This window comes from Rhizobium sp. 25PS6 (assembly GCF_032464655.1).
In the GTDB taxonomy this organism is placed as follows: domain Bacteria; phylum Pseudomonadota; class Alphaproteobacteria; order Rhizobiales; family Rhizobiaceae; genus Rhizobium; species Rhizobium laguerreae.
The window spans coordinates 408,779-429,544 of record NZ_JAWDIV010000001.1 but is presented as its reverse complement, the minus strand read 5'-3'; the positions used below and the strand labels follow the sequence as shown (position 1 = coordinate 429,544).

23 protein-coding genes are annotated in these 20,766 nt (G+C 60.6%); 6 read left to right on the top strand and 17 right to left on the bottom strand.

Annotated elements, in window-relative coordinates:
- Positions 1–41 precede the first annotated feature (41 nt).
- Entirely contained in the window at positions 42–758 is a 717-nt protein-coding gene (locus RWK44_RS01905) for an SDR family oxidoreductase (protein ID WP_077976922.1), read from the top strand.
- 262 nt (positions 759–1,020) lie between these two features.
- Complete coding sequence (locus RWK44_RS01900; protein ID WP_316028289.1) at positions 1,021–1,938, top strand: DMT family transporter; 918 nt, start codon at positions 1,021–1,023, stop codon at positions 1,936–1,938.
- 3 nt (positions 1,939–1,941) lie between these two features.
- On the opposite strand, the gene RWK44_RS01895 is transcribed toward RWK44_RS01900, so the two are convergent.
- Positions 1,942–3,192, bottom strand: a complete 1,251-nt coding sequence (locus tag RWK44_RS01895) for a DUF763 domain-containing protein (protein WP_168280909.1) — start codon at positions 3,190–3,192, stop codon at positions 1,942–1,944.
- 111 nt (positions 3,193–3,303) lie between these two features.
- Here RWK44_RS01895 and RWK44_RS01890 point away from each other — a divergent pair, with 111 nt between their 5' ends.
- Complete coding sequence (locus RWK44_RS01890) at positions 3,304–4,809, top strand: phospholipase D-like domain-containing protein (protein WP_316028288.1); 1,506 nt, start codon at positions 3,304–3,306, stop codon at positions 4,807–4,809.
- Here RWK44_RS01890 and RWK44_RS01885 read toward each other — a convergent pair.
- Complete coding sequence (locus tag RWK44_RS01885) at positions 4,756–5,718, bottom strand: lysylphosphatidylglycerol synthase domain-containing protein (protein ID WP_316028287.1); 963 nt, start codon at positions 5,716–5,718, stop codon at positions 4,756–4,758. The genes RWK44_RS01890 and RWK44_RS01885 overlap by 54 nt on opposite strands.
- Before the next feature lie 172 nt (positions 5,719–5,890).
- Between RWK44_RS01885 and RWK44_RS01880 the strand changes: the two genes are divergently transcribed.
- A complete protein-coding gene (locus RWK44_RS01880) occupies positions 5,891–6,619 on the top strand; it encodes an endonuclease/exonuclease/phosphatase family protein (protein ID WP_316028286.1) in 729 nt (242 codons plus the stop codon).
- Positions 6,620–6,642: 23 nt separating this feature from the next.
- Here the strand turns inward: RWK44_RS01880 and RWK44_RS01875 are convergent, their stop codons facing one another.
- The 4 genes from RWK44_RS01875 to RWK44_RS01860 form a co-directional block, all read right to left on the bottom strand.
- Positions 6,643–7,149, bottom strand: coding sequence for a hypothetical protein (locus RWK44_RS01875; RefSeq protein ID WP_131662736.1), 507 nt, complete (start codon positions 7,147–7,149; stop codon positions 6,643–6,645).
- Between the two features lie 74 nt (positions 7,150–7,223).
- Positions 7,224–8,360, bottom strand: a complete 1,137-nt coding sequence (locus tag RWK44_RS01870; RefSeq protein WP_316028285.1) for an NAD(P)/FAD-dependent oxidoreductase — start codon at positions 8,358–8,360, stop codon at positions 7,224–7,226.
- Positions 8,361–8,456: 96 nt separating this feature from the next.
- Entirely contained in the window at positions 8,457–9,992 is a 1,536-nt protein-coding gene (locus RWK44_RS01865; protein WP_316028284.1) for an amino acid ABC transporter permease/ATP-binding protein, read from the bottom strand.
- 99 nt (positions 9,993–10,091) lie between these two features.
- Complete coding sequence (locus RWK44_RS01860; RefSeq protein ID WP_316028283.1) at positions 10,092–10,919, bottom strand: ABC transporter substrate-binding protein; 828 nt, start codon at positions 10,917–10,919, stop codon at positions 10,092–10,094.
- A 179-nt stretch (positions 10,920–11,098) separates the two neighbouring features.
- On the opposite strand from RWK44_RS01860, the gene RWK44_RS01855 reads away from it, so the two are divergent.
- Positions 11,099–12,178, top strand: coding sequence for a LacI family DNA-binding transcriptional regulator (locus RWK44_RS01855; RefSeq protein ID WP_316028282.1), 1,080 nt, complete (start codon positions 11,099–11,101; stop codon positions 12,176–12,178).
- A gap of 164 nt (positions 12,179–12,342) precedes the next feature.
- Positions 12,343–13,446, top strand: coding sequence for a LuxR C-terminal-related transcriptional regulator (locus RWK44_RS01850; RefSeq protein WP_131662731.1), 1,104 nt, complete (start codon positions 12,343–12,345; stop codon positions 13,444–13,446).
- 149 nt (positions 13,447–13,595) lie between these two features.
- On the opposite strand, the gene RWK44_RS01845 is transcribed toward RWK44_RS01850, so the two are convergent.
- The 11 genes from RWK44_RS01845 to treZ form a co-directional block, all read right to left on the bottom strand.
- Complete coding sequence (locus RWK44_RS01845) at positions 13,596–13,856, bottom strand: hypothetical protein (RefSeq protein WP_077976913.1); 261 nt, start codon at positions 13,854–13,856, stop codon at positions 13,596–13,598.
- Positions 13,857–13,989: 133 nt separating this feature from the next.
- Positions 13,990–14,220, bottom strand: a complete 231-nt coding sequence (locus RWK44_RS01840; RefSeq protein ID WP_222060743.1) for a hypothetical protein — start codon at positions 14,218–14,220, stop codon at positions 13,990–13,992.
- Between the two features lie 177 nt (positions 14,221–14,397).
- Positions 14,398–14,646, bottom strand: coding sequence for a hypothetical protein (locus RWK44_RS01835; protein WP_077976912.1), 249 nt, complete (start codon positions 14,644–14,646; stop codon positions 14,398–14,400).
- A gap of 63 nt (positions 14,647–14,709) precedes the next feature.
- On the bottom strand, positions 14,710–15,126 hold the full coding sequence (locus tag RWK44_RS01830; RefSeq protein ID WP_221946504.1) for a hypothetical protein: 417 nt from the start codon (positions 15,124–15,126) through the stop codon (positions 14,710–14,712).
- A gap of 41 nt (positions 15,127–15,167) precedes the next feature.
- A complete protein-coding gene (locus tag RWK44_RS01825) occupies positions 15,168–15,458 on the bottom strand; it encodes a hypothetical protein (protein WP_077976911.1) in 291 nt (96 codons plus the stop codon).
- A gap of 375 nt (positions 15,459–15,833) precedes the next feature.
- Complete coding sequence (locus RWK44_RS01820) at positions 15,834–15,995, bottom strand: hypothetical protein (RefSeq protein WP_165503757.1); 162 nt, start codon at positions 15,993–15,995, stop codon at positions 15,834–15,836.
- 84 nt (positions 15,996–16,079) lie between these two features.
- Positions 16,080–16,268, bottom strand: a complete 189-nt coding sequence (locus RWK44_RS01815; protein ID WP_077976910.1) for a hypothetical protein — start codon at positions 16,266–16,268, stop codon at positions 16,080–16,082.
- A 9-nt stretch (positions 16,269–16,277) separates the two neighbouring features.
- Positions 16,278–16,460, bottom strand: a complete 183-nt coding sequence (locus RWK44_RS01810; RefSeq protein ID WP_168337423.1) for a hypothetical protein — start codon at positions 16,458–16,460, stop codon at positions 16,278–16,280.
- 11 nt (positions 16,461–16,471) lie between these two features.
- Complete coding sequence (locus tag RWK44_RS01805; protein ID WP_077976908.1) at positions 16,472–16,687, bottom strand: hypothetical protein; 216 nt, start codon at positions 16,685–16,687, stop codon at positions 16,472–16,474.
- Between the two features lie 308 nt (positions 16,688–16,995).
- Positions 16,996–18,909 (bottom strand): 4-alpha-glucanotransferase, encoded by a 1,914-nt coding sequence (malQ, locus tag RWK44_RS01800; RefSeq protein WP_316028281.1) that lies wholly within the window; start codon positions 18,907–18,909, stop codon positions 16,996–16,998.
- 29 nt (positions 18,910–18,938) lie between these two features.
- Complete coding sequence (gene treZ, locus RWK44_RS01795; RefSeq protein WP_168280921.1) at positions 18,939–20,708, bottom strand: malto-oligosyltrehalose trehalohydrolase; 1,770 nt, start codon at positions 20,706–20,708, stop codon at positions 18,939–18,941.
- Positions 20,709–20,766 lie beyond the last annotated feature (58 nt).

Below are 20,766 nucleotides of genomic sequence, written 5' to 3'. Positions count from 1 at the left end.
GCCTGCTCATATTGGACGGGCAACCAGAATGGAGAACCACCATGTTGAAGAATGCATTGATCACCGGCGCCAACAAGAGCATCGGCTTTGAAACCGCTCGACGGCTCGGGGGAATGGGTTATCGTGTTTGGCTTGGTGCCCGCGATGCGGGGCGCGGTGAGAGTGCGGCGGAAGCTTTGCGAGCTCAGGGTCACGATGTGCGCTTCCTTGAAATTGCCGTCGAGGACGACGCAAGTGTGAAGGCAGCCGCGGATCGTGTCAGACAGGAAGACGGCAAACTCGACGCACTGGTCAACAATGCGGGCATACCCGGAGCATTCATCGACCCGGCGGATCAGACCGTAGACGACATCCGTCAGGTCTACGAGATCAACGTGTTCGGGCCGATTCGAATTACGCAAGCTTTCCTGCCTCTGCTCAAAGCAGCGGGTTCCGCCAATGTCGTCAACGTCAGCAGCGAGCTCGGTTCGCTTGGCGCCCTGACAGACCCGGAGAGCGAATTCTATGGTGTGAACAGCCTGGGCTACAACAGCTCGAAGACGGCCCTCAACGCAGTGACCGTATCGTTTTCCAAGGCCCTCGCGTCGTTCGGCATCAGGGTCAACAGCGCGGATCCCGGATACACGAAGACCGATTTTAACGGCAATACAGGCTATCGGACGGTCGAGCAGGCGGCTGAGATCATTGTCCAGCTTGCAGTCGCGAACGACGGCCAGACGGGTGCCTTCATCAATGACAAGGGCACGCTACCTTGGTGAGCCTGACTTAATGTTTAGGGCGGGCGGCGGTGCGCCCTTTTCCTAAAGACGGCCAATTTAATCGCTGGCTCCACGACTGTACGGCACGGCGCCCCGATCAGAGAGGTAAGCTGTCGGTCAAGGTGAACGAAGACGGTCGCTCGCCATACCCCTATGACAAATTCGGGTACAGGCGCTTCAAACTGACCATTGACATCGGCAGTGTTAAGGCAGAAGCCGCACTCGGCCGCGCATGCGCGGCCGTTTTGCGAGGATGCCAAAGATGACGACCAAGACTGGCGTAGCCGATGCCGGAAACCTGATCATAACAGGCGTCGTGCTGATGCTGATTGGCGATCTGCTCTTTGCGCTGAACGATGCAATGGGCAAATGGCTGGTCGCCAGCTTTGCCGTCGGCCAGGTGCTGGTGATCCGCTCGGTCGGCGCTTTCATCGTGCTCGGACCAATGATCCTCCGGCAAGGGCCGATGGCCTTGTTCCGCGTCGAGCAGAAGGGCCTGCAGTTCATCCGTGTTTTCATGGCGACTTGCGATGTCGCCCTATTCTACGCTGCCGTCGCCTATCTGCCGCTCGCAGACGTCATGACCTTCTATATGGCCGGGCCGATCTATATCGCGGCGCTTTCGCATTTCTTTCTCGGGGAGAAGATCGGCTGGCGCCGCTGGCTTGCCGTTCTGATCGGCTTTGCCGGCGTCGTTATCGCGCTGCGTCCGTCCACGGCGATGCTGTCGCTTCCATCGCTCTTTGGCCTTGCGGGGAGTTTCGCCTTTGCACTGTCGCTGGTGATGAGCCGCTATCTGCGCTCGACCAGCGACACGACGCTGGTGACATGGCAGACGATCGCGGCGCTCGTCACCGGCATCGTCCTGAGCATCGGTCACTGGCAGCCAGCAACGCTCATCGACTGGTCCGGCATGCTGCTGCTTGGCATCGTTGCCACCTGCGCACATCTGCTCATCACGCGCTCGCTGAAGCTCGCACCGGCATCGCTGCTCGCCCCGCTGCAATATACGCTGCTGCTCTGGGCGATCATCCTCGGATACCTCTTCTTCGACGACATTCCCGATGCACAGATCATCGTCGGCGCCGCAATCATCGTCGTTGCAGGGCTCTTCATCTTCCATCGGAAGAATCTGAAAGAGACGATTCCGACTGAGGCCGTCCCGCCCGACGGTCATTGAGAGCTAGCTCTGGTCGGTCTCCGGCTTCTCCCAGCCGAAGACGCTCCGGCCGCCGAAATCGGCGGATTGGCGGAATTCGCCGGCGATGATTTCCTTGAGGTCGGGACCTGTCACATAGCGTTCCATCTGCCTGGATTGCTCGTCCAGGCGCTTGAGCGCCTGCAACTCCTCCTCGCGTCCGAGCCTGCCCTTCTGCACTGCGGATTTCATCACGGCGATCGTCTCGTCATAGACCTTGAGCGGGACCGGAAAGGGATGGCGGTCCTTGCCGCCATGGGCGATCGAGAAGCGCGCCGGATCAGAAAAGCGGCAGGGCGCGCCGTGGACGACCTCCGCCACCATCGCCAACGCCTTCACCGTGCGGGCGCCGACGCCTGGAACGAGCAGCAGCTCTTCGAAATCCGCCGGCCCGCGATCGGCAGCGGCAGCCAGATTTCCATGCAGGCGCCGCATGTTGACGTCGCTCTCACGAACATCGTGATGGGGGGGCATGATCAGGTGCGGCAGCATCGGTTGTTCGGCAGGTTCGGGCGCCGGCTCTTCGGCACGCAGCAGGGCGGCGGCTTCGCGGATGATCCGGTCGGGCCCGAGGGTCGCGAGCAGATCAAGCTGACCACGCCGCGAGCGTTCGGCGCGCCGGTCGGCGAGGTTGACGATCTCGCCCTGGCTCCTTCCCTCGATTGCCGCATGCGGCGAGTCGATGAAGCTCTCAAGCCCTTCGGACAGCCAGTGATAGCGCCGGGCCTGCCGCCTGTCGCCGTTCATGCCTTGCTGCACGACCACCCAATGGCCGTCATCGGCAACGATGAACCCGTGCAGATAAAGATCAAACCCATCCTGAAGGGCGGCGCTGTCGACCTTGGCGATAAGACGGCTCGTGGTCGCAAGCCCCTCGCCGTCGAGTCCGACCCGCTCCCCGATCGAGACGAGCTCCTGCGGGGTCTTGCGCGAATGCGCGCCGCGGCCGCCGCAGACGTGCAGGCCGAGTTCGCCGGCCCGCGGCTTCAGCCCGCGCTTCAACGCGCCAAGAACGCTGGTGGTGATGCCGGAGGAATGCCAATCCATGCCCATGACCGCGCCGAAGGACTGGAACCAGAAGGGATGCGCCAGCCTGCGCAAAAACTCGTCGCGGCCATAATGATGGACGATCGCCTCGGTGATCAGCGTCCCGAGCCGCGTCATTCGGTCGCCGAGCCAATGCGGCACGCGTCCCCCGTGAAGGGGAAGATCGGCGCTGCCTGCTCGTTGTGACATTTCGCTTTCTAAATCCTGTGTGTCAGGGCGCCCATGCGGCAGCCGCGTCCTACAATCGGGAACCCGGTTAAATTCCACGCGTTTGGTCTCAGTCGAGAGGCTGAGGCAAACATGACCGCATTTGAAACCATGTCCGATCAATCCTACCTGACCCGAACAAAAGCGCAACATCCGGGCGGCGAAAAACAGGAAAGCATGGAATGGCGCCTGCAAGGACATGCGGAAAGGGCCGCCTTCCTGATCAATGGTAACCGCTATTTCTCGGAAGTGGCGCGTGCGTTGCGGCAGGCGCGACGCACTGTGTGGATCATAGGGTGGGATTTCCATCCCGACATTCGGATCGCGCCCGAAAAATCCGACGAAACCTTGGCCGACCTGCTGCATTCCGCAGTGGCGACGAATCCCGACCTCGAAATACGCATTCTCATTTGGGCGCTCGGGCCGATCTATTCGGACAAATCAATCCAGTTGCTTCGGAAGAAGGATTTTCCAAAAAACGCCAGGATCGATCTGCGCTTCGACCTTCCAGGCACCGTGCGCGGCTGCCATCATCAAAAGCTCGTCTGCATTGATGATGCCGTCGCCTTCACCGGCGGCATCGATCTGACGTCGCGGCGATGGGACACAAGGCGCCATCGCGTCATGGACAGGTGGCGGCGCGACCCCGGTGGCGATCCCTACGATCCTCTGCATGACGTTCAGGCGATGATCACCGGTGATGCCGCTCGGATGATCGGCGACATCGCCAGGCGGCGCTGGGAAAACGCCACCGGCGAAAGCCACCTGCCGTTAACCGAGAGCGTTCCCTTCACCTGGCCCGCCAATCTCGCCGTTTCCATGCAGGAAATCCCGGTCACTTTAGCGCTGACGGAGCCGTCGACCGCTTTTCGCACCGGCATCAGCGACGGCATCGCCATGACATTGGACGTCATCGCCCGGGCGCGACGGCAGCTCTACATCGAGGCACAATATCTCGCCTCCTTCCGCGTCGCCGACGCCATTGCCGCGCGGCTGCAGGAAGAGAACGGGCCCGAAGTCATCATCATCTGCACGCGGAGCTCTCACGGGTTGATCGAAAAGATCGTCATGGGCGGCAATCGCGACCGCGTCATCCGCCGCCTCAAACGCGCCGATCGCGGAGCCCGCCTGCGCGTCTACTATCCCGTCGTGCCCGGGCCAGTGCCGGAAAAGGACAACGAGGCGGAGGTGCTTATCCACTCCAAGCTGATGATTGCCGATGACGAACTGATCCGCATCGGCTCCTCCAATCTCAACAATCGCTCGGAAGGGCTGGATTGCGAATGTGACATGCTGTTCGAGGCCGGTAACGATGAGCACCGCCGCACGATCGCTGGTCTGCGCAACCGGCTTCTGGCCGAATATCTCGGCACCGCCACGGAGACCTTCGCCGCCGCCTTCATGCGAAGCGGCTCGGTGATCGAGGCGGTCGACGCGCTCAACGACGGCCCGCGGGGTTTGCGGGAATTCGCGGTCGAGCTGTCGGGCAGCATTTCGCCGATTCGGGGCACCGGCCTCTTCGATCCGGCTCGGCCTTTCGCACTCCTAGACCGACTGGGCCTCGGCGCGCTCGTCCGCCTCCTCATCCGCCCCGCGTGATTTCCGCCGGAAGATTACCTCGCTGATAACGAGGAGAGTGGTGCCGAGCGCCAGCGGAATGAAGAAATAGGCACAGCGGAATGCAATCAGAGCGCCGATCGAAGCCTCCTTTGGCACGACATAGGAAACGGTCGCCTCAAGCACGCCGAGACCGCCCGGAACATGTGTTGCAAGGATTGCCGAATTGGCGAGCACGTAAGCCGTTACCGACCTGAAGAAGGCCACGTCGCCGAAGGCCGAAAGCATCTGATGCAGGCAGGCGGAGACGAACATGAAATTGATCGTCCCAATTCCGACCTGCGCGACCGCGATCGAAAATCGTGGCAGCTGAAACGACCAGCGCCACAGCCGCAACGTGCCGCGGATGAAAAACGCCAGGCCCGCATAGACCGCCGGCACGACCAGCGCCAGGACGCCGAAGATGCGCACACTTGCCGGATCGATGCGCAGCAGGCGCCCGGCATCGCCGGGATTGATGATCGTGGCAAGGCCGCCGAGCGTGATGAGCCCGAGCCCCACGGTGACGCCGCAAAACAGGATGATCTTCGCCACGTCCTCCGCCGTCAGCCCCCAGCGCGAATAGAAACGATAGCGAAAGGCGCCGCTGCTGAGGCCCGCAAAGCCGATATTGTGGCCGAGTGAAAGGCTGACGAACGAGGCGAGCAGGATGTTCCGGTAGGGCAAGGATTTGCCGAGCGAGCGGATCGCCAGGAGGTCGAAGCAACTGAGGCAGAGATAAGATCCCGCCACAAACAGAAGCGCTGAGCAGAAGATCGAGAATGGAATGCTGCGAACCGATTGGACGATCTCATCCAGGCTGTACTGTTGGAAGATCCGATAGAGAAGGAAGACCGCCAGACAAAGGGCGGCAACCAGTAATCCATTCCAGATTATGCTTTTCAGGCTCATCGATTATCCATTCCGAAGCGCGATGCGCAGGTTTTAAGAGTTAGAGCGTCCTTCGTGCGTTCGAAGAAGGCTCGAAGGCGCCAGCCCCGATCATCTGGAACGATCAAACGAGTTCTGTGTTCCCCCGAAGGACAAGTTCCATGTCCTGGGGGAACGAGCTTTCAGCGGGTCTATGCCGGATAAACCAATCAAACTCCTGACCTATAATGTGCACAGCTGTATCGGCGGCGACCGGAAGCTCGATCCCGGCCGCATCGCTTCTGTCATCGCCGAGGCTGAGGCCGATATCGTCGCGCTTCAGGAGGTCGATGTCCTCAGGCGCAGGACCGGCGGCGTCGACCAGGCCCATGCGATCGCCTCGCTTTTGAAGATGCAGGCTCATTTTCATCCGGCGCTGTCGATTGCCGAGGAGCAGTATGGCGATGCGATCATCACTTCGCTGCAGACCGGCGCGGTCAAGGCCGGACCATTGCCATCCATCGGCGAACAGCGCGGCGCCATTTCCGTCGAAATACTGGTCGGTGACAGAAAACTGCTGGTCGTCAACACCCATCTCGGCCTTCGTGGCCGCGAGCGCATCCGGCAGATGACGACATTGCTGAACCCCGGCTGGCTGCACGGCACGGCGGATGAACCTCTTCCAACCATCCTCTGCGGCGATTTCAATGCAATCCCGTCATCGGCGACTTACCGGCTTGCCGCACGGTCATTGAAAGATGCCCAGGTCGCAGGCGGCGCCGCGCCGAGAGCGACCTTTCCGTCGCGCTACCCGCTGATGCGCCTCGACCACATTTTCGTCACTGACGATCTCATCGTCAAACAGGCGGCGGTCCTGGAAAACCGTCTGACAAGGATTGCCTCGGACCACCTGCCTCTGCTCGCGGAAATCGGCTTCGCCTGAACAGTCATCGAAGCCGACGACTTTCACCGGGCGAGCTTCCGGTTCATCGCCGCCGCCACCAACGGCAGCGCCGTCGTCGCCACGGCTCCCAGAGGCAAACGCATGATGCCCCTCGTGACGACGAAGGTCGCCGCCATTGCACCTGCCAGCTTGAGCCAAGGCTGATTGCCGAGCTGCGCATGGGCGCTGGCATCGGCCCATCGGACGTTCTCCGTAACGACGGTCGCAGCCTGATGTTGGATCAAATGAAGGCGAGCGCGGAGGTTTTCGAGTTCTTCTCTCAGTTCTTGCAGACGGCCTTCCAGGACATGACCTTCGTAGATCGGGGGAGGCTCCTCGACGGTGTCTCCAACGGAAGCATGACCACCGAGCGTCGCAATATATGCCCGATATTCGGCCTCACTGGCGAAACCCTCACGTCTAATAAGATCAGGGTTGATGCTCGCTTCTTCGAAGGAGGCCGGCGCGGTTTCCACACCGTCGCGCATATCCTTGTTTGTGCCGGTGTCCCCAAGTTCGTCCTTGAACATGATGTGTCTCCAGTTGTTCCTGGCGATAGAACGCTCGAGGGCTCAGAAGGATGCATCGGCCTCTGCTGCTGCCTTCATATTCGCGACGCGCTGAAACGCTCCGGCCGAAAGTCCGCCAACAGCGGATGGCGGCGTCCGGTGACGATCTCGTCCGCCAGCAGTTCGCCGGCAATCAGGCCGAGGGTGGCGCCGCTATGGCTGAAGGCGACGAAATAACCCGAGATCGATGGCAGTTCGCCGAAGACGGGCTCGCCGTCGCCTGGGATGGGCTTCGGGCCGACCCCATAATCTTCGACCTCCAGCACCGGATTGCCTTCGAGAACTTTTGAAGCCTCGCGCAGCAATCCTTCCAGCGTCGATTGCCTGACATCATAGCTGCCGTCGGGCTTCACGCTCACCTCTTCCTCGGACCAGGCGGCATCGAGCGCGAAGCCACCGTTGGGCGTTGGCCGGATGGCGACGCGAGGAGTGTTGAGCACGGCCTTCAGCGGATGGCGGATCGGCTTGGTCCGGACGAGAAGGGCGACAGGCGTTGCATCGCCGATATGCTGGCCGGCCTCGGCGACGATTGCCGGAACCTCGCCGCCAGCGGCAAGCAGCACGGCATCCGCATCGCGGCGCATGCCGTCTGCCGTGATCACGCCACGGGCACGCGCGCTTTCGACATCGACCGTCGCGCGACCCGCGTCCGTGACGATCTCGCCGCCCAGCGTGCGGAATTCTTCCACGAGCGTGACGATCAAGGACGGAAGATCGACCCAGCCCTCCCCGGGATTGAAGATCGCGCCTTGCGGCGTCACGGCGCTTGCATCGACACCCGGCGTCGCCGCGGCAATTCTTTCAGGGGCGAGCCATTGCGCGTGATAGCCGAGGTCCCGCTCATAGTCGAAGATCTCGGCAATCTCGTTGCCGGCATCGTCCGCATCCCAGGTCAGGCCGCCGTCGAAGCGCAGCCATGGGATATCGGGATACCGGGCGGCTAGGGTGCGATAGCGATCTAGGCCTGCCAACCGCAGTCGGTGATAGGCATCGGAGCGTTTGCGCGCCGAGTTGAGCCAGGCGAGCGAACGGCCGGAGGCGCCATTGGCGAGCGGGCCATCATTGATGAGCACGGTGCGGACCCCGAGCCGTGCCAGATGGACAGCGGTCGAGACGCCAAAGATCCCGCCGCCGATGACGATGACCTTCGAAGGTTTGATGGAAGCATTCATGTCGATAACCTTGTTTTCTGCTCTTGCTAGATCGAATGAAATCCGGCACGCCCGGCGTGAGGACGACCGGGGGCACCATGCGTTGCCTCAGGCGCTTCAGAGAACTTCAGCAAGGAAGCGCTTCAGCCGCTCGCTTCGGGGATTGTCGAAGATCTGCTGCGGGCAGCCGGCCTCGACGATGCGGCCCTCATCCATGAAGACAACCTGATCGGCCACCCTGCGCGCAAATCCCATCTCATGTGTCACCACGGCCATCGTCATGCCCTGGCGGCCGAGGGCGGCCATCAGGTCGAGCACGCCCTTCACCAGTTCGGGATCGAGCGCACTCGTCACTTCGTCAAACAGCATGACCTCCGGATCCATGGCCAGCGCGCGGGCGATGGCGACGCGCTGCTGCTGCCCACCAGACAGACCTGCCGGCCGATGATCCCGACGCTCTGCGAGACCGACATCGGCCAGACGCGCCTCTGCGATGCGCCGCGCCTCCTGCCTCGGCATCTTCTTGATCTTGGTCAGCGAAAGCATGACGTTCTCGAGTGCCGTGTGGTCGGGAAACAGGTTGAAGTGCTGGAACACCATGCCCACACGCCGGCGCAGCCTCTCCGGCTTCATCGCCAGGATGCTCTCGCCATCGAGCAGGATGTCGCCGCCCTTGGGCTCGACAAGCCTGTTCATGCAGCGCAGCAGCGTCGATTTGCCTGAGCCGGAAGGGCCGATGACGCAGGTGACAGTACCGGCCGCGATATCGAGATCGACACCCTTCAGCACGTCGAGATCGCCATAGGCCATGGTGAGGTCGCGGATGTTCAGGACGCCGCCTTTAAAGCGCGGCGTACTCTCCTCGGCCGTGCCTGTGGGATGGGGGCCGGCAGCGGCCCGCAACTCGCTCACCTCGACCAATCCGCTCGCAGCACCCGAGCCGCGGCCTTGTTCTCCGAGCCGCAGTCTCGCATCGATATAATTGACGAAGTGGGTCAGCGGCACGGTGATGACGAGATAGAAGACGCCTGCCAACAGCAGCGGTGACAGATTGCCGGTGACGACGGCCTGATCCTGGCCGACCCGGAAGATCTCCCGCTCGGAAGCGAGCAATCCCAGGAAGTAGACAAGGCTGGAATCCTTGACGTTTCCGATGAATTGATTGACCAGCGCCGGCAGAACCCGCCTGATGCCTTGTGGGATGACGATCAGGCGCATGCCCTGCCCATGGCTCATACTGAGGGCCTGGCAGGCCTCCATCTGGCCGCGCTCGACGCTCTGGATGCCCGACCGGAAGATTTCGCCGATATAGGCTCCGGCGATCAGGCTGAGCGCAAGGATGCCGAGCGGAAATGGCGACGGACCGAAGATCTCGCGCCCGATCCGGGCAAAACCTTGGCCGATGATCAGGATCGTGACGATCGCCGGCAGCCCACGGAAGATATCGGTGTAGATGCGCGCCGGCAGCCGCAGCCAGCGGGACTGCGAGATGCCCATCACCGCGAGAGCCATGCCGATGACGACGCCGAGCACGGTCGAGGCAGCTGCCAGGATCAGTGTATTCTTCAGGCCGACGCTGATCATGCTCGGCAGAACTTCCGCCATGGCGTCCCAGTCGAGGAAGCTGCGGCGCAGATTTTCAAGCCAGTTCATTCCGATCCCCATGAATTTTTGCCAGGCAGACACCGCCGTCCGGCTGCCGAGCAGCAATGCCTTGGTAAGCCGCCCGCCATGAGCAGGCGGCTTACGGCGTCACTTCTTGGGAAGATACTGTTCCGGCATCGGTGAGCCGGGGAACCACTTTTCGTAAAGGGTCTTCCAGGTGCCATCCTGCATAGCGTCGTGAAGCGCGCCGTTCAGCGCCGTGCGGAAGGCATCATTTCCTTTTCGGATGACGAAGCCAGCAGGCGCATCAAAGGACGGTATATTCACGGCAACCTTCAGCGCGGGATAGCGCTCGCCATATTGCTTGGCGGCCTCGTAGTCGAGAAAATGTGCATCGACCGTTCCGTTGTTGAGCGCGGCCACGGCGGAATTGTTGTCGGGGAATTTCACCAGATCAGTTCCCCCGAAATTCTTGGCTGCATAGACCTCCTGCAAGGTCCCCTGCACGACGCCGAGACGCTTGCCCTTGAGGCCATCGGCATCCTTGATACCGGCATCCGGCGTCAGGACGGAGAGATAACCGGCAATATAGCCATCGGAAAAGTCGACCGTCTTCTTGCGGGCTTCGGTGGTTCCGATCGCTGCAACGGCAACGTCGAACCTTTCGTTTGCCACCGACGGCAGGAGTGCTGAAAATTCCTGGCCCGTGAACGTCACCTTGTCTTTTTGAAAGCCGAGGCGGGAAACGACGTTGAGAAACAGCTCGATATCGAAACCCGTGAACTGGCCGTCCGCCGTTGCAAACGTATAGGGCTTGGAATCGCCCATCGTGCCGACGCTGATAGTTCCGGGCTCGATCAGGTTATAGGGATTGTCGGCGGCGGCCGCAGAGCCTGCCGCCATCGCAAGAAGGCACGTCAAAAAACCGGCTCGCAAAAGGGCCATTATGGCCGGAAGTGAAAAAAAAGGCTGCATCGTCGTTCTCCGCTCTGAAAGGAATGCTCTTGTCGGCACTGTATGGTCACCCTGCCTTTGTATTCCTGGCTGGGAGTGTTGAATAAGATACCGGTCTCCAGCAAAAAGAGACCGGTCTCACAACATATTTGATACTCGTCAATTGACCGGCCGTCAACAACTCTTGTAGTCCTCGGTCCATGGAAGATTCCGCTCATCCGAAACGTGCAGTCACGGTCGCCGACGTCGCGAAGGCCGCAAAGGTCTCGAAGGCGACGGCCGCCCGCGTGCTCGGCGGCTACGGCGTGGTCAGTGCCAAGATCACAGATCAGGTCATTGCGGCGGCGGCCGCCCTCGAATACCGCCCGAACGAACTCGCCCGAAGCATGAGCACCGGAAGATCCGGCATCATCGGGGTCGTGGTCGGCGATATCGAAAACGCTTTCTTCAGCCTGGCTGTGCGCGGCATCAGCGATGCGGCCCGCCTTGCGGGATTCAACGTCATCATCGCGAATTCGGGCGAAGAGCTCGATGCGGAAAAATCGGCCGTCGACCTCCTGATCGGCAAACGCGTCGATGGCCTGATTGTCACGCCGGCCCGTTGCGACAGCATCGATCATCTCCAGCACGTCCGCCGCGCGGGCGTGCCGCTGGTCCTGTTCGACCGGGCCATCCCGGAACTCGATGTCGACGCCGTGACCGGCGACGATCGGGATGCGGCCATCACCGCGACCCGGCACCTGATCGAGCAAGGACATCGCCGCCTCGCCTACGTCTCTGCCATGGATGCCGAGGGCGGCGGGTTCACCGATATCGGGCGAATCTCGAATTCCGCCGTGCGCGAACGCGTCGAAGGTTTTGTCAGCGTTCTGACAAAGGCGGGTTTGCCGAACCCTCTTCATTATGTCAGGCTCGGCGCTACGGACCAGCAACAGACGGACGGCGTGATCAAACGCCTGCTCTCCGACAGTGCTCCGCCGACGGCACTGCTGGCTTCAGACAGCCTCGTGGGCTTGCGGATCTTCAAATCGCTGCAATCGCTCGGCCTGTCGATCCCCCACGACATGTCGATGATTTCGTTTCTCGACGCCGATTGGACCAGCGTCACCGTTCCGCCGATCACCATCGTCGACCAGCGCGTCTACGAGATGGGCAAGCTCGCCGGCGAGCGGCTCATCGCCCGTATCGAACGCACCCCTCTTGCCGTCGAACGCCTGCGCGTCAGCACGAGCCTCGTCCTGCGCGGCTCTGTCGCGGCGATCGGCCGTGAGACCTATTGAGTTGGCCATACCCGCATCGCTTGAAGCAGCGAGTAATACCGCATTGCGATCGGCAACTGATGTCCATGGTCGCCGATTTGATATTACATGGGGTTGCTGTTGTCTTTGCCTGACCAACGTTATTTAATACCGAAAATACTCGCTGTGGGATTTTCAGAAAGATCATGCTCCAGTCAAATGACGCTTCATCTGAGCTGATAGATTTGATCTATGGAAGTCTATTCGGTGAGTGCAACTGGCAGGATTTTCTGGATCGCGTTGCGCAAACTTCGCCGAATGGCAAGGCTGCCCTCCATTACCACGATCTGGCCTCGCCTGTGGCCCATGTTCCTTACGTATCGGGGTTCTCGAGGACCGAGGTCGACCAGTTCAGCAGCCACTTTGCCGCAGTGAACCCTTGGATTCCGAGGTTGAGCTTTGTGCCCGTCGGTCAGGGTGTCTGCGGAGACGAGATCTTTCCACGCGAGGACTTGCTCAAATCCGAATTCTACAATGATTGGCTGAAGGGGCAGGCCCAATGCGAGACGAGCATCGGTGTCTCCATCATTCGGGAGGAAACCCGCACCTTCGTCCTATCGACCTGCACGTCGTCAGTGGACCCCGATTTCAACAAAGAAGCAGCCGGGCGTTACACGATACTCGCTCCCCATTTGAAAAGGGCTTTCGACTTCATCCGGAAGCGCGATCTACTCGCTCCGGAAAGACAGACAACGCAAACCCTGTTTGATAGCATCGGCGTCGGACTGATCTACGTTTCGGAGCAAGGGCGAGCACGCCAATGGAATAAGAGCGCGGAAGCCTTAATGGCGGCTGGCTTTCCTATGCAAGTCGCCCCAAGCGGCAAGCTCGAACTTCAATGCGAGAGGTCGACTGCCGTTCTCGATTTCCTGACCTCCAGAAAGGGTGTGCAAACAAGGCCGCATACGGCGATTGCAAAGGGGAAGGACAAGGCTAGTTATCGCATCACACTCCTCCGGCTCCAGTCCGATGCATTCACTGAGTTCTTGGAGGGGCCGACCGTGGCCGTCATTGTTGAGCCGATGGTGGCCACACCACTCAATGAGCGGCGAGGCTTCCTAATGGAGGCCTACAAACTGACTGCGACGGAGATTCGGATCGCATCAAGCATTGCCTCGGGCCATTCTCCAAAAGAGGTGGCCATAGCCGATCACATCAGCTACGAAACGGTCAGAACCCACCTCAGAAACATCTATTCCAAGCTCGGGGTAAACTCCCGGGTTGGTTTGGTCGCGCTGCTCATGCGTTGATGAACGTCTTGCAACTCGTCCCTACCGCCCGCATGGCTAGCGAGCCTTTGCATATTGCGAACGAGTTCCGAGAGCAAAGACGCGCAACACTCGAGCATGAATTCCGGCAACCCTTGTCTCATTGCGTCGGAAAACCAGCGCTACGCCCTCTAATCATAGAGTTCCCCATGACCAATCTGCTCCCTTGCAGGCGCATCGCTGATTGAGGGATCGTCGGCCGGATCGGGATCTCTCTTGTTGGCATCGCTCAAAAACTGCGCGGCCTTAAGCAGTGCCGCGGTGATTTCTTCGGTGCCCCATCCCGCTTCATTGGCAGCTGCGATCACCCGTTCCAAAGCGTCGCGTGCGGCAGCGGTCGCCTCTTCGAAGCGCTGCGCGGGGAATTCGGTCTTCGGTGGTGGAAAGGTCATCGGCGTTCCCTCCATGTGTCTGGCAGTTGGAGGTGAACGCAGACCGCGGGAAATGGATGCACGACTATGGTGATTTAACCCGCGGAAGCTGGTTCGTATCCAACCGAAAAGGGTCGACGATGTCTTTCCCGCGTCAGATGACGGTCTGCAATAGAAACGGAGAGCGCTCCACTGGACGCTGGGCAAGAATCCTTAGCATTGCGGGGCCCTGGATGCCACTAGTGGTACGCGAACGACCGTCGTGATAGACCACGGTCATGACCTGGTTGAGAATATCGTACCTGATCTGTGCGATCGTTCGGGTGTGAACCGGAAAAATGAATTCGTCGGGGCCAATTTCCAGCCCGGTGGTGTTCAACGTCATCGCGATGCCTCAGCAACAATAGAAATTTCGGCCCGACCGATGGCTGAGCCCAACGGCGCCTATCAAGCACATATTGCTGCGACGGTCGCGTGACATCGGCGTGACACGCAGAATCGAGATATTCAAATCCAGGCCGCGGGTCTCGTAGCCGTCGGTCGGAAGGCTGGCGATTAGCCGTCAGTGCAACGTTCTGCAGATTGCGTGCACGTGGGCACCTTTTAGCGAATATTCGACGGAGCGGACCAGCGAGCGGACGGCCTCGTCCACGTTGAAAACAACGTCTCCGAGTCGCTCTATCTCATAGTCGAGCTCGTACACTTCTACCTCGTCAAACTCTTCACTCTGCAGCATCCGCCGCATTGCCTCAATCAGACGCTCCGTCTGCCCAACGATATCAAGTGCACTTCTCACGATAATATCGAACATGTAATCCCTCGCTGATGATGGAGCGTCGGGCATATTGATGATTCTCGCAATCCTGAAATCTTGTTAGAGCCGGTCGCGGACCGAGTCATAGAGATCGCGCAATTCGTCCAGTGCAGACCGATAAAGATAGCGCCGCGGCGGCTCCGCACGACGTCCGGCGAGGATAAGCGCAAACGCGCCGCATACAGCCGCCACCGCTACCAATGTCGAGACTGGATGACGCTTCACCGCCGCCTGCGTCTGGCGCATTGCGTCGTCGGCATTCCCCTTGGCCGATCGGGCGGCGGTTGCCACTCGCTGCTGGAGCGCGTCGATTTGTTTTCGCAACGCGCTCAGGTCTTCGTGCAGATCGGACGCTGCCTGCCGTGGAACGCCGACGGAGGCGGTATTTGTATCAATGATGGCCTTCGGCACCGGCTCGCCAATTTTGGCTCCCGTGGTGTCGAGTGTTTTCGTTTCTGTGCTCTTGCGGGGCGGCATGATCATTCTCCTTCCTAATCTCTCAAGTGGAAACTGCTCGTTTAGTCGTCGTCGAGCGAGAAAACCGGGCGGTAATGGCGCTGCGCGATAAGCAAGCTCCTGTCGGGTCGGATGACGTAGATTTCCTCAACCTCGCGTCCCCATTGATCGGTGAAGGTGTGCGGGAAGGACGAGCCTGCGGGCGACTTTGTCAGCTTGGTGCGGGGCTGGCCACCATAAGTGATGCTGCCAGGAATAGGAGCGAGGCCTGACGACGAATAACCGCCTGCACTGGTCGTACAGCTTGTCAACACAAGCGCGAAAACCAGCGCAAATCCTATCCTTAGCTGCATCGGAACCTTCACTGCTTCCTGTCCCTCGGGTGTTGCTCGCCTTTCGCCAAGGTAACCAGGGTTGAGGGACATTGTTCCAGAATTTGCCGGAGACATGAGACAGGCGAGCCCCGATTGAACCGGAACAACCACGTCATCGCGTAGCTTGGTAGAACGGAGATACGCTGTTGCAGGGTCCTGACTGGCACAGAGCAATCTACAATTCGTAAGGGCGCCAAGGCGCTGGGACTTGTCAGCGGGGTCAGATCAAGAATTGTATCGATGAAAGAATAGGGTTTGAACAAGGGACCCGCAGGAAGAACATCCGCACGCAGCATGAGCGTCCCGGCGGTGCTGGCGCCAGGACCGAGTCGGCAGTGGCGTCAGCCGCAGCCGCTAAAGCTCATCGCTGCGACGCTTCACAGCGTGCTTCAGCGCAATCAGATGTTTGCGCCGCTCAAGCATATAATCGGCATAGCCGACACAGATAAACAACAATGTCGGGCCGGCGAAGATAACGATGAGAGCCAATGCAACAATAATGAATGCGGTCGTCATGGTCTGTGTTCCATCATGTTGGTCATGTGATGCGGAAGGACCTCATGCCTTCGGCTGATCAGATTCCGCCGCTACGCCTGCCCCTCACTTTCGCTGCGGGTCATGGCTGTGGTGGCGATCATGCTCACCCCCACCGCCGGAGACCTTGCTTTGCGTGCGCCTGTCCGGCTCCGCCGGCGGCTTCGGAATTTCGAGCGGAGCCTTGGCGTTCTCATGCGACGCGCCGGGGCCGCCCTGACGGATGGTCGACGGGCTCTTCTTCGATGTAGACATCGGTGCCTCCTACCGGTCTTGCTGGTAACCCTGATGGGTCGTGTTGATCTTGGTGTTTCCTTGCTGGCCCTTCTTGTCGGGATTCTCGCCGCCGCTTGCCGTCACGGCATCCTCTGCGTTGGTCTTTGCCGGCTTGCCTGCACCCTTACTGCTGGCATTTTCGGCTGGAACAGGGGGTAACCTGCTGCTCATCGCGCCTCTCCTCAGTCTGGATCTCGATTGGAGCTGTGATCCGAATATTGTTCGGTTTGAATTGACTTGCCGTCGAGGCCGCGCTCCTTGGAGTGCTGCGTCTTGTCACGGTTCGAAAGGACCGCATTTTCGGGAACCTGCTCGTCGTTGAGGTCCGTCATCGCGCCGCTGCCATCGCGCTTTCCTTTCGCGCCGGCGCCAATATGTTTCCGGTCGGCATGTGCCATGGTCTTTCTCCCTTCGGTTATCAGGTCAAACAATCCAAAGCCGCGGAGGTTCCGCCTGAAAGAGAAATCCGCGACAGCGGAAGCGAAAAGGGCGGGCTTTCCTACGATTTGTCCAGACGCCGGTGCAGTTCGTCCTTGTGAATGAAACGATCGGTTTTGCCCGGATCGGGATGCGAAACCTCCACATCGAGATCATCAGGAAAACGCGAGCGCCTGTTTGGCGTTCATGATGCCCAGCGCGACTCGCTCTTCTTCGGTATCCACGGCGACTTCGACCAGCTGTTTCTTAGAAATCATCTCGACGATCCTTATCCTTGCCTATTCAGAATCCGCCCGCCTTCCAGTCGTTCCCTCCCCAATCGATTTTGTGGCCTTTCTTCTCGCATCGCCGCCGTTACGCGCTCGAGTAGCGGGCTCGACGTCATATCCTCGAGCAACACCGACAGCTTCGGCCTCCAGTTCGGATAGCTGTCGCTCGTGCCTGGGATATTGGTCGGCTTTTTCTCATCGGTGAGATCAGCAAGGCGGACGGCGACGAGAAGCGACGGAGTCCTGGCAATGAAGCGATAGGCGCTGACGGTCAGTTCCCGCAGCGTTTCGCGACTTGCCCGCGCGGTAAGCCCGGCGGGCAGGTCGAGGTCGGCCGTCTTGAGCGCCGCTTTTAGGCTGCTCCGCTCGCGCTTACGGTGTTCGAGATGTCTTTCGGTAAGATCTGGCGGCACGATGCCGTGGTCGCACCGGGCCTGAATGTCGGCGCCGCGCCACCAGCCGGCAAGGGTCTGGTGGTCGTGCGTCGAAATGCAGGCCAAAGCCAGAACGGGATAGACGTCCGCCGGCTTGAAGCCCTTCTCGTCCTGTTCATAGGAAAGGATGCGGTAGGAGAGAATGCGGGCCGCCGCGAGATCATCCTGCAATCCTTTGGGGATCAGCCCCAGATCTTCTCCGATGACGATGCATCGATGCTCTGCGGACACTTCGGCGAGGATCTGCAGAAGCGCCTCCTCAGGATAGCGGACATAGGCGCCGCCGTCCGGCCTGCTGCCCAATGGCACCAGGAAGAGGCGGCGAAGTGCTGCGGCGTGGTCGATGCGGATGGCGCCCGCATATCGCATGGCAGCGCTCACCATGCGGCGGAAAGGCGACATTTCTCCTGCCGCGATCGCGGAAGGCAAGTATCCGGCAAGGTGCCAGTCCTGCCCGTCGACGGCGAATGGATCGGGTGGACTGCCGATGGTGGCCTTCGAGATATAGGTATCCGGCTCGCTCCATGTCGCCGAGCCGTCGACCGCCTCCCCGACGGCTAGATCGAGATAGAGCCCGATCCGCAGGCCGGCCTTCCGCGCCCGGTCCGCCGCCTGCGTCAGCTGCCGGTGGGCGAGCCATTGCAGCCACATGTGGAAACGGACATCGTCCGCGTGTCCACGCTCGAATTCGGCGACGGCGGCGCTATCGAAGCGCTGGAAATCGGACGGCCAACGGTGCCAGCCGGCGCCTGCCCCGCGCTCGACCATGGAAAATGAGAGGCATTCGAAAAGTGCGTGCAGCCGCAGGCTGTTTCCGCCTTGCGCGGCGAAGGCATCGAAATCGGCCGGATCATAGGCGCCGTCGATCACGCTGCGCTGTCGCCAGGCCGGCCAGAGATCGCGTAGGGCCCTCAGCTTTATCTGTGCGACGCCAATGTAGTCGACGAGATCGGTCTGGCGAAGGTTGGTCCATTGCTGTTCGAGTTCGGGGCTGGAGGCAAAACCCGGCACCCGGTCGACCGCGATATAGAGCGGGTTGAGATGCTGGCGGCTCGAGGGCTCATAGGGGCTGCAACGGTCGGGATCGGCGAGAAACGGCGCGTGAAGCGGGGTGAGGCCGATGAAGTCGGCGCCCAGCGATCCCGCGAGATCCGCCATATCCGACAAATCTTCGAAATCTCCTATGCCCCAGTTGCGCGCCGAACGGAGTTCGTAAAGCTGCAGGCTCACGCCCCAAACCCGCGTGCCGGAAAGGAAATCCGGCAGAAATGACCTGGCGATCTTCTTAGCCGCCGGCTTGAGCTCCCGCCGCGGCGCGCCGTTCCCGGGATCGGCCGCTGCCGGCAAGTCGATCTTCAGTGCCTGGAGGATCTTGCGTTTGGTCTCGCCTGATATCGCCACCTCCCGATTGTCGGGACTGGGCCTGGTCAGGCTGATGCCGTGCCGGCGGGCGAGCTTGTCGAGCTCAGCAGATTTCATCGTTCGATCGCCTTCCTATCAGCGCGCCATCAAGCCTCGCCGATGCTCCAGATCACCGTCCAGGGCGCGAGATTGCCACCGTCGCTGCCGCCAAGACGGAAGATCGTCTCGCCGTCATCTCGTTGCGAGACTAGCGGCGCCGCCTCGGCGCCGAGGTTGGCGTGCAGATGAAGACGCCGGTTTTGCGCCAGGGTCCAATCCACCGCGAGCGCAGTTCCCGCCGAGCGATAGACCGCGTTCCCGGCGCCAGCGCCTTTCAGCAAAGGCACGATCCTTAGGTGTCGAAGGTCGAGAAGCGCCCTGTAAAAATCAAGGACCTCGGAAGAGGCGAGTTTCGACCAGTCCAGCTTGGCGGCGGCGAAGGTCGATGGCGCCGTCGGGTCGAGAAGGTCGTCGGCGTCGAAGCCCGGGAGACGGGAAAGCTCCTCGCGACGGCCTTTCCTGACCTTCTCGTTCAAATCCTCGTCGAAATCGCAGAAGAAGGGGAAAGGCTCTCTGGCACCCCATTCCTCCCCCATGAACAGCATCGGGATCTCCGGCGCCAGCAGATAGATGGCGGCGACAGTCTTGACAACATCAGCAGGGCTCGAAGCCAGAACCCGATCCCCCAGCGCCCTGTTGCCGATCTGGTCATGGTTTTGAATGAAGGAAATGAAAGCGGTGGGCGGGAGATGGCCGCTCGGCCTGCCGCGGCTTGCGCCGCGGTAGGGCATGTGTTCCCCCTGAAAGACGAAGCCTTCCGCCAGCGCCCGGCCGAGCTTGCCGGCGTCACCGGCGTAATCGGCATAATAGCCGAAGGTTTCGCCGGTGGCGGTGATATGCAGAACATGGTGCACGTCGTCGTTCCACTGAGCGGTGAACAGCTTCACTTCCCCGTTTTCGTCACGCGTCAACAGGTCGCTGTCGTTCTCCTCGTTTTCGACGATCAGATGAACATGCCGGTCGCCGGCCGCCGCCCTGACGCGGCGGGCAAGCGCGTGAAGCAGATGCTCGGCGCTGTCATCCTTGATGGCGTGAACGGCATCGAAGCGGAAACCGTCGAGCCTGAACTCGGTGATCCAGTAGATGGCATTCTGGATGATGAACTCGCGGATCATCTCCGATCCGTCGCCATCGTAGTTGATGCCGTTGCCCCAGGGCGTCTTGTGATGGTCGGTAAAGAGCGGCGCATAGGCGGGGATATAGTTCCCATCAGGCCCGAAGTGATTGTAGACCACGTCCAGGAAAACCGAGATGCCGCGCTGGTGCGCAGCGTCCACCAGCGCCATGAAATCTTCCGGCCGGCCATAGCTGCTGTCTGGAGCATAGGGAAGCACGCCATCATAACCCCAGCTGTAACGGCCGGGAAATTCACTCAGCGGCATGATCTGCAGCGCCGTAACGCCCAGCGCCTGCAGATGGTCGAGCCGCTCGATCGCGGCCTTGAAAGTACCCTCCGGCGTGAAGCAGCCGATATGCATCTCGTAGATCACCATCTCTTCCCAAGGCCGTCCGGTCCAATCGCTTCTCTTCCAGCGATAGAGGGAAAGGTCGACTGCTTCGCTCGGCCCGTGCACATCCTGCGGCTGAAACCGCGAGGCGGGATCGGGAATTTCAAGACCGTCCGGCAGGACGAAGCGGTAACGCGTGCCGGGACGAGCGTCGGCGACCGTATAATGATGCCAGCCGCCTTCGGCCGCCTGCATCGGCCGCGGATCAGCGCCTTCGAGATTCAGCGACACGCTTTCATGCAGGGGAGCCCAGAGGCGAAACAGAATGCCCTCTTCGGTGAATGCGGGGCCGAACGTCATTTTGGTCAAAGGAAGCCTTCGATGAAATGGGGATAGGATCTAGGTAACTTTTGTCAGGGCAAAAAGT

What these genes read in the sequence shown, in the direction of transcription:
- RWK44_RS01905 (WP_077976922.1), top strand. Translation starts at nt 42, where the DNA reads ATGTTGAAGAATGCATTGATCACCGGCGCCAACAAGAGCATCGGCTTT.
- RWK44_RS01900 (WP_316028289.1), top strand. Translation starts at nt 1,021, where the DNA reads ATGACGACCAAGACTGGCGTAGCCGATGCCGGAAACCTGATCATAACA.
- RWK44_RS01895 (WP_168280909.1), bottom strand. Translation starts at nt 3,192, where the DNA reads ATGTCACAACGAGCAGGCAGCGCCGATCTTCCCCTTCACGGGGGACGC.
- RWK44_RS01890 (WP_316028288.1), top strand. Translation starts at nt 3,304, where the DNA reads ATGACCGCATTTGAAACCATGTCCGATCAATCCTACCTGACCCGAACA.
- RWK44_RS01885 (WP_316028287.1), bottom strand. Translation starts at nt 5,718, where the DNA reads ATGAGCCTGAAAAGCATAATCTGGAATGGATTACTGGTTGCCGCCCTT.
- RWK44_RS01880 (WP_316028286.1), top strand. Translation starts at nt 5,891, where the DNA reads ATGCCGGATAAACCAATCAAACTCCTGACCTATAATGTGCACAGCTGT.
- RWK44_RS01875 (WP_131662736.1), bottom strand. Translation starts at nt 7,149, where the DNA reads ATGTTCAAGGACGAACTTGGGGACACCGGCACAAACAAGGATATGCGC.
- RWK44_RS01870 (WP_316028285.1), bottom strand. Translation starts at nt 8,360, where the DNA reads ATGAATGCTTCCATCAAACCTTCGAAGGTCATCGTCATCGGCGGCGGG.
- RWK44_RS01865 (WP_316028284.1), bottom strand. Translation starts at nt 9,992, where the DNA reads ATGAACTGGCTTGAAAATCTGCGCCGCAGCTTCCTCGACTGGGACGCC.
- RWK44_RS01860 (WP_316028283.1), bottom strand. Translation starts at nt 10,919, where the DNA reads ATGCAGCCTTTTTTTTCACTTCCGGCCATAATGGCCCTTTTGCGAGCC.
- RWK44_RS01855 (WP_316028282.1), top strand. Translation starts at nt 11,099, where the DNA reads ATGGAAGATTCCGCTCATCCGAAACGTGCAGTCACGGTCGCCGACGTC.
- RWK44_RS01850 (WP_131662731.1), top strand. Translation starts at nt 12,343, where the DNA reads ATGCTCCAGTCAAATGACGCTTCATCTGAGCTGATAGATTTGATCTAT.
- RWK44_RS01845 (WP_077976913.1), bottom strand. Translation starts at nt 13,856, where the DNA reads ATGACCTTTCCACCACCGAAGACCGAATTCCCCGCGCAGCGCTTCGAA.
- RWK44_RS01840 (WP_222060743.1), bottom strand. Translation starts at nt 14,220, where the DNA reads ATGACGTTGAACACCACCGGGCTGGAAATTGGCCCCGACGAATTCATT.
- RWK44_RS01835 (WP_077976912.1), bottom strand. Translation starts at nt 14,646, where the DNA reads ATGTTCGATATTATCGTGAGAAGTGCACTTGATATCGTTGGGCAGACG.
- RWK44_RS01830 (WP_221946504.1), bottom strand. Translation starts at nt 15,126, where the DNA reads ATGCCGCCCCGCAAGAGCACAGAAACGAAAACACTCGACACCACGGGA.
- RWK44_RS01825 (WP_077976911.1), bottom strand. Translation starts at nt 15,458, where the DNA reads ATGCAGCTAAGGATAGGATTTGCGCTGGTTTTCGCGCTTGTGTTGACA.
- RWK44_RS01820 (WP_165503757.1), bottom strand. Translation starts at nt 15,995, where the DNA reads ATGACGACCGCATTCATTATTGTTGCATTGGCTCTCATCGTTATCTTC.
- RWK44_RS01815 (WP_077976910.1), bottom strand. Translation starts at nt 16,268, where the DNA reads ATGTCTACATCGAAGAAGAGCCCGTCGACCATCCGTCAGGGCGGCCCC.
- RWK44_RS01810 (WP_168337423.1), bottom strand. Translation starts at nt 16,460, where the DNA reads ATGAGCAGCAGGTTACCCCCTGTTCCAGCCGAAAATGCCAGCAGTAAG.
- RWK44_RS01805 (WP_077976908.1), bottom strand. Translation starts at nt 16,687, where the DNA reads ATGGCACATGCCGACCGGAAACATATTGGCGCCGGCGCGAAAGGAAAG.
- malQ (WP_316028281.1), bottom strand. Translation starts at nt 18,909, where the DNA reads ATGAAATCTGCTGAGCTCGACAAGCTCGCCCGCCGGCACGGCATCAGC.